This is a genomic window from Mycoplasma collis ATCC 35278 (genome assembly GCF_000701825.1).
Lineage (GTDB): Bacteria > Bacillota_I > Bacilli_A > Mycoplasmatales > Metamycoplasmataceae > Mesomycoplasma_A > Mesomycoplasma_A collis.
Genome location: NZ_JNJY01000037.1, coordinates 1 through 1,395, shown reverse-complemented (window position 1 = coordinate 1,395; position 1,395 = coordinate 1). Strand labels below are relative to the sequence as shown.

Annotated in this window: 1 protein-coding gene; it reads right to left on the bottom strand. The window is 23.5% G+C overall.

Translation table 4 applies throughout. The annotated features are described in order from the left end of the window. A partial coding sequence (locus T403_RS04565; RefSeq protein ID WP_033161519.1) for a hypothetical protein occupies nt 1-1,395 on the bottom strand: 1,395 nt, incomplete at both ends.

Genomic DNA, 1,395 nt, shown 5'->3' with positions numbered 1-1,395 from the left:
ATGGGCATTAATGTTGCAATAGCTTCACTCATTACATTAGTTTCATTATTTTTATAAACTAATTTAAGTTGTGCTTTAGTATTAGTGCTTAAATCGTTATTATAAAAACTATCTGTAGTTCTGATTTTGAATTTAAGAGTTGCACTATTAACTGTAGATGTATAGTTTTCTGTTAAATTAACACTAGTTTCTTGAGTATTAATTTCAAGTTTTTTATCAGTTAAATCATTAAGATCTAATTTAGCTAAATCAACATTAGTATAATCAGTTAAATTAGCTAAATTATTAATTTCAGTTTCAGAACCGACAAATATTTTTTCTAATATAAGTTTATTATTAGTTCTAACTTTAGATGGTTCAATAGAAACATTAATTTTATTATCAGTATCTTTAGTTGCAAGGTTAGATAAAATGTAATTATCATCTAAGTCTTTATATAACGCTGCAAATCTTGCATTAGCATCATTAAATCTTTGATTATCAAATGTATATTTAACATTAACATTATTATTGTTAATATTTTTCTCAACATTAGTAATTTTTAAATTAGTTGGACCAATTGAAGTTTCAGATCCGGATAAAATATTATTATTGTCTGTAGAGTTAATTGGCTCAACTGCTAATGCTGGTTTATTTACAAATTCTATTTTCTTAATTTTATAGTTATGATCTACTTTAGTATCTGGAATGGTAAATTTGATTTTACCATTTTCAATTGTCCCAAATACTGTTTTTTCCATATTTGTAGTTTCATCTAAAACAGTAATTTTTAAATTATTGTTATTAGCATCGCTAGGTTGAATTATTCCATCTGGATCTGTGAAACTTAATTCTACTTTTGTAGATGTTAAATCTGAAGTATCTTTTTGAATAATAGGATTTGTGCCAAAACTTACATCTGAATTTGAATTTAGATAGAACTTAAGAGCATTATTTCCTGTTATATCACTATTATTGAAATTATCATTAATTCTAACACCGGCATCATCAAAAACACCTTCAAAAGTGTAATAACGATTTAGTTTTAAATTAGTTTGATTAGAAGCTTCAAACATAAAAATATGTTTCATTCCACTAGTTTTAATCGCATTATAATCAAATGAAATTACATTTGTAAAGATTTCATTATTTAAATCATCTTTAAATTTAAGTTTTACATTTTTATTGTAAAGATCTTTACCATAATAATCAAAACTTAATCCAAATTTAAGATCTTGATCAGAAGCAGCATTAAATTTCTTGGTTGTAACACTATCATCGTTTACAAATTTTAGTGAATTAAATTTGAATTCTTTTTTATTAACACTTTGAGTTTCTTTTATTAATATTGGTTGATTTTTCTTATTAGTATTATTTGGATAAGAGATTATATTTAAATCATTAGCAACTTTATTA